Genomic DNA, 6,083 nt, shown 5'->3' with positions numbered 1-6,083 from the left:
AACTTCGATGTACCAGATCTAACATCGGTTTAGATCAGATAAAAAGAAGCATCAAAGGTTCTACCTCGTTGGAGAGTGTAGACAAAGTATTTACCTATCTCATCTATCAAATTCGTCATAACCCTGCTAGTCGCCGATTGATTACTTCTTGGTGGAATATCGATGATTTGGATGAAATGGAATTAGAGCCTTGTTGGCACAGTACCCAATGGCTCGTCAAAGAGGGGAAATTACATTTGATTGTTACCGCTCGTTCATCAGACCTTTTCCTTGGCTGGCCTTTTAACGTCTTTCAATATTATGTATTACAACGTATGGTAGCTCAGGTTACAAACTATGATCTTGGAACGATGACATGTAATATTGGAGACATCCATGTCTATGATCGACATTTAGATGTGATTGCTCGCCAAACAGACTCACCTCAATTTGCAGCTCCAACACTTTGGATAAACCCAAATATTAAAGAATTAAGCGATTTTACGATTAACGATTTTAAACTGATTGATTACCAGCATGGACTTACTTTAAAAGCAGAGGTTGCGATCTAGGGGCAGTTTCAACATTACTTAATATGAAACTCCCCCTTCTACAGGTGGGAGTTAGACTGAAGAAAAACCTATTGAGCGAGTGAGAGGTGAACGGCAAAACTCCATTTAGGGTGCCGCTTAGCGGAATGGCAGCTGAAGCGGTATTTTCCTTGCGAGCAAACTGTTCGAGTCTCCGCAGGCGAATGCCGGAGGAGACGAGTTTTGCCCGACCGCGAAAGCTGACAGAACGCGGCAGTCACACATCTTCGGAAGCCCGGTTAGGAGCGTGCCGGGAACCACGATCACGAGCCGCCGATCACGGGACTTTGTCTACACTCTGACTCCCACTTCTACAGGTGGGAGTTTCTAACGACAACCATCTTTAGACTCCAACAAATCCCAGAAACGTTTAGGAAGTCGAAAATATATCTGTACAATTTCCTCGCATGTCTTATGGTCGAATCATTTTACCAGCAATAGTTAGATTAATATTTCTTTATGGTGTATTTTAATATATACAAAGATTAGGTCACAGGAGGTTTCAATATTGACAGAAGATAAGCCAAACAGAAAAATTATAAGTAAATTTAGAGAAAGCTTAACGTTTCAAGGTACTAAAGCTAAAGATTTACCACGAGAATCAAGCGAAGGTGTTGAGTTAAAAGACGAGGGTACATTGCATGCTCTTGATAAATTTGATTTACCATTTCGTCATTATTTTTTTAATGGTGGGTTTATAGGGGAGGTTTTTGATCCTGATACAAAAAGATTTGAATACTCTTTTAATCCAGAGAGAGAAAATCCACTTAGAGATATAGCAAAGATCCAGCAATTTCGAAAAGAACGTAATGAGCCTTTAATTCCAGATGAGTATATAGCAAGAGAAGAAGTTGTAGATCTTATGAAGGAATTTTATAAGGATCAAGAAGATTTGATTCCCGAAGGTAAAACTATGGAATCCAAGAGAATAACTTTTGAGCCATCACGAGAAAAGAATATAACAGTTATTGGTAATGATAAAGGAACACATAAACTTGATGTTCCTGATATCGATGAGCGATAGAAATAAGTCACATGTGTGTGACTTTTTTTATTACGGCTTTAGCCAGTTGAGCACGTTTTTTGTGCTCAACAGAAAACCATCTGCTATGCGGGTGGAAGACAATATGTTATACAAAAATACTCGAGTAAAGACTTGCTTCAGGACCGAAGGACCGCCAGTTAATAATGTGTTCCCATGTAGGGTTGCGTCGAGCAGTCCTTGTGGGGTGTTGTTGCCAGATACCTCGGTGCTGAAAATGACGCCCCCGGCGATATTCCAGCCAATGTATAGACCAATCGCCAGCCACAGCTTGTGGGTGGCGACGTATGCAGCAGTCAGCAGACCACCTGCTTCGACAGCGATCGCTAGCGCACCCCAAAGCGAGGCGTTTGGATTTGCTAGATGCATCAGCCCAAACAGCAGGCTGGTGATTACAAGTGCGATCCAAGTGCCCGTCCACTCCTCGAATATCCGGAACAAAACCCCACGAACATGACCTCTTCAGTAACGGCAGCGGCGGTCAGCATGCCAAAAGGCCCCAAAGCCCCTATCGGCGAGCCCAGTCCGGATACGGTGTAATATTCAAGGAAGAAAAGGTTCAAGATGACCGCACCGAAGAGCACCAAGCCGATCATCGTTCCTATCCCAACGGCTGCCACAGCTCCTTTTCTCTCCATCTCCAGTGGTGCTTGACGCTCAGTCCGTTGTACCACCCAAATGTACCCGAGAATCACCACCGATGTAGCAAGACCGATGAGTAGCGTTAGGATCGCATTGCCCTCCACCCCAAGTGCCGTGATAACCACAACAACTACAAGTTGCAAGATGAGTTGCAGCAATCTTCTACCAGTGAATTTACTTCTTGATTTATTCGGTGTAACGTTTATCTCTGCTATCGTAATCTTCCCCTTTTTATTTGATTTATCAAAATTTTATATTATTATAGAACTCCCTTTAATATTGGATTAATTTTATCGCTTCTTTGATAAACATGAAAGAGTCATTACCTCATATGGTGAAATGATCTGTTTTTTCAAATAACGAAGCTAGAGGGCGAGGTCAGTATAAAGATATTGATCCTTAATGAAATATTAATTAGAATAATATTATTATAGTATAAATATTTATAAATATATGTATTCAATATTGATTTGTCTTACAAGATAGGAGCGTTAGATGGAGAAATATTGCGCATTCTGCATGAGAAGTGAAAACCCATGGGGTCGCAATTTGGGCTTCTCCACCTAGTATTGCAGCTGAATTAACCTTTGGATGAGGATTGAAACATCTCTACATATCGTCATATATTGATGGATTTTCTGGTTGCATCTAGATAAACCTCTTGATAGAATTGAAATTCTGTCCTCTTTGCTTGTATCAAGTAAATACCATCCTTGTTATATCGGGAATAACCTTTGGAAAAGGATTGAAACAGATGCTTCTTCGACACTCACTTGTAGGGGGTTTATCAAATCAAGAGGAAGAAAGGAAACCTGCAAGTGAGTAACGTAACATGGAATAAGTTAATAGGGTTATTGACTCTTATAACTTTCAGTGATCACTGCTGTGATTTATAGTAAAAAAATAAGGAGCCTAATTTGGCTCATTTTATAATGCTTTTTAGGGTTTGATTGGAAAAGAATTTTTACCAAATATATTTCTTTTTAATGTGAAATACTTGGAATTTTCGTTGATTTTTATGATCCGGTTGATAATATAGCCTTTACTTTTACTCCTCACAGAGATTCTGAAAGAACCAATAGGCATGGTTCTTTCGTAAATGCCATTTTTATTTGCAGTTGTTGGAGCATCACGAAAAGTTATTAGTTCGCCTTTTTCATTACGCGGGTTAGCAGCATTAATAGAAACTATTGCATCAGATATAGGATTGTTTTTCTCGTCAACTATTTTGATGATGATGGGAACAGGATCATGTTCAAACAGGTTAATTGAACAACCAATTAATAGAATAAAAACTAAAAAAACAATATGTTTCAATAAAAATAACCACCCTAACGTTTGTGTCAATATTACTAATAGTATACAATATAAATGTATTCAAAAAAATATAGGGAGTTGGATTATGAAGGGTTTTATGAGAAATTCGATTCCGATTTTATTGCTATTGATTCTTATTGTTAGTTTTCATGTTTTACCAAGCAATGCTCAACAGGTAAATACTTCAAAGACAGTACTTCATAAAGGTGAAATAGAATTTAAAGATTTACCTAAAGAAGTACAGGAACGAATAAAAAAGACACCTTCATACGGTCCCGAAAATACAGATGCATTAAAAAATATTGATATGAAAAAGATCAAAGAGTTGCCAAAACACTCAAGTATTGGTAGTGATGGATCGATTGTAACCGATTTGCCCAAACCAAAAGTAAGTGAAAAAAATGGTTTTTTAGGTTCGGATAATGAAAAAATGGATACGAAAAATCTATTAAACTCTTTGGTACCTAATAATCTTGAAATTACACATCATACAACATATCCCTATAATGCAGTGGCAAGACTATTGGTTGAAAAGACTCCAGGTAATTACAATTGGTGCTCAGGATTTTATATTGATAGAAACACGATTATTACTGCCGCTCATTGTGTTTATAATACTACTACGAATACACCTGCAGTAAATATTGAATATGAAAGATCTCCTGGTCCGACAGGTAATCCTCTATATGAGTTTGGAGCAACGAAAAAATTTTGGATCAATAGTGGTTATGTTGATTTGCCAAATGAGAATGGAAATATTTCTGATTCTAAATATGATTTTGCAGCGGTACAAGTTGGAAAAGATTCAGCAAATTGGTTTGGTATACGAAATTCAAATCACCAACCAGGTGAACAAATATTATTAACAGGTTACCCTAGTGGGGGTGAGTATGACGCTTCTATACAATATAAAAGTTTAGGTGTTATATCTTCGATTGAAAATTACAATGGTATTCTTCAAACGACTGGATATATGCACGATGGAATGAGCGGAGGTCCCTCCTGGAATACCAAGGTAGGTACTACGGCAGTGATTGGTATCAACTCAGCTTCACTTTCAGATTATAGTTATTCCTTTTCAACTAGAATTGAAGGAAGCACATATGATAGGATCATCTATTGGCGAGATTTGCCAGACTAAACTATTAAGCATAGATCGAGATAATAATAAAACTTTTTTCAAAATCATGTCCCTTTTTGTGCTTCTGGTTGCACATATTATATAGTAGAAAATAGTTTTAGAGTAAAGAAAGTTTGACTGAATCAACTCTCTATTTATTTTATAGAAAATGGAAGTTTTATCTCTCATATATAGAGGGGTAACAGGAAAATAGTTTGCGGAATTTTGTCGGTTTTTTAGTGAAAATCTTGATAACATGTTAATGACTAAAAACAAATAGCTAAATAGTCTCTTTTGAGGTGCTTGAAGAGTGTGTGAATTCCCACATGCTCTTTTTTAATTCTCAAACATAACGAGTTAAACAAAAAATTACATAGCCCGAACCGCTTTAAGTTAGCTCCTTATTGCGAGTGATTTTTCCTTTCCACGTGTTGAGGTTTTTAGGGTGTGCATTTATTCATGCTCTTTTTTTGTGCTCATTTTCAGATGTGTAATGGTTTTTCAGACCCCTATATATTGTGACAAATGAGGGGTAGCAAGTCATACGTAATGGTTTTTCAAATGCCTATGTATGTTGAAAATGAACAGATTCAAATACATAGCTCATCTGCCAAAGCCTAGCTAGACGAGGATGCAGAGAAACACCTTGGCTATAAACAACAGGTGGTATTGTGTATCTAATTAAAGATAATGAAAATAAGGTGAAGCAATCAGGGGTTCAAAAACGTATGGTGGGAGATTGTTTGATAGCTTTTCAGTAGAGAGCGGATAAGATAGAATAAGGATCAAGAAAGACCTCCATAATCAGAATGGTTGGATCAATTTGTAAAAAAACGCGAACCTCTTGCTCCGTTCAAACCCCAGAGGGTTCGCGCTCTATATGTATCAAGGGTTTTAGCCATTTTTGAGGAAATCATCGCAAGTATTAGTCGATGGAAAAATGGGGTTCGCGATTTGGGTCTTTCCAACCCAGTAACCATATAGGCTGATATCGCAGCCGTTGCATCCGGAATAACCTTTAGATAAGGATTGAAACTTCAATACCTGATATGGCCATGACATGTTGACCTAGTTGCATCCGGAATAACCTTTAGATAAGGATTGAAACTTGTTCTGTTATAGACAAACCCAACCACATCCCAAGTTGCATCCGGAATAACCTTTAGATAAGGATTGAAACCATTCGATCGTGTCATATTCGATAGGAGCTGTTGGACGTTTTTCGTTGCACCTGGAATAACCTTTGGATAAGGATTGAAACAAGTTACCCATAAATGTTTGGATTGCTATACTAAAGTTACATCCAGATAAACCTCTAGGTGAGGATCGAAACAATATAGTAGAAAACAAAATAATTGCCATTGTTGAAACATATGGACAATAATAAGAGATA

General features: G+C 37.7%; 6 protein-coding genes. 3 read left to right on the top strand and 3 right to left on the bottom strand.

What is annotated here, in order from left to right; translation table 11 throughout:
- Together thyA and BUB71_RS15035 are read left to right on the top strand one after the other, a co-directional pair.
- A partial coding sequence (gene thyA / locus BUB71_RS15040) for a thymidylate synthase (RefSeq protein ID WP_139279140.1) occupies nt 1-551 on the top strand: 551 nt, incomplete at its 5' end.
- A 526-nt stretch (nt 552-1,077) separates the two neighbouring features.
- Complete coding sequence (locus BUB71_RS15035; protein ID WP_073156467.1) at nt 1,078-1,593, top strand: hypothetical protein; 516 nt, start codon at nt 1,078-1,080, stop codon at nt 1,591-1,593.
- Nucleotides 1,594-1,623: 30 nt separating this feature from the next.
- Here BUB71_RS15035 and BUB71_RS19885 read toward each other — a convergent pair whose 3' ends face one another.
- From BUB71_RS19885 to BUB71_RS19725, 3 genes are all read right to left on the bottom strand, one after another.
- Nucleotides 1,624-2,052: a CPBP family intramembrane glutamic endopeptidase gene (locus BUB71_RS19885; RefSeq protein ID WP_217653562.1), complete on the bottom strand. Its 429-nt coding sequence runs from the start codon at nt 2,050-2,052 to the stop codon at nt 1,624-1,626.
- Complete coding sequence (locus tag BUB71_RS19880; RefSeq protein ID WP_217653561.1) at nt 2,004-2,411, bottom strand: hypothetical protein; 408 nt, start codon at nt 2,409-2,411, stop codon at nt 2,004-2,006. Before BUB71_RS19880 ends, BUB71_RS19885 begins: the two co-directional genes overlap by 49 nt.
- Before the next feature lie 781 nt (nt 2,412-3,192).
- On the bottom strand, nt 3,193-3,570 hold the full coding sequence (locus tag BUB71_RS19725) for a hypothetical protein (RefSeq protein WP_073156463.1): 378 nt from the start codon (nt 3,568-3,570) through the stop codon (nt 3,193-3,195).
- 97 nt (nt 3,571-3,667) lie between these two features.
- On the opposite strand from BUB71_RS19725, the gene BUB71_RS15020 reads away from it, so the two are divergent.
- Nucleotides 3,668-4,711 (top strand): trypsin-like serine peptidase, encoded by a 1,044-nt coding sequence (locus BUB71_RS15020; RefSeq protein ID WP_175552394.1) that lies wholly within the window; start codon nt 3,668-3,670, stop codon nt 4,709-4,711.
- The last annotated feature ends 1,372 nt before the right edge of the window (nt 4,712-6,083 follow it).

Source organism: Seinonella peptonophila (assembly GCF_900129355.1).
Lineage (GTDB): Bacteria > Bacillota > Bacilli > Thermoactinomycetales > Thermoactinomycetaceae > Seinonella > Seinonella peptonophila.
The sequence above is the reverse complement of the archived record's forward strand: the minus strand, read 5'-3'. Positions and strand labels throughout refer to the sequence as shown.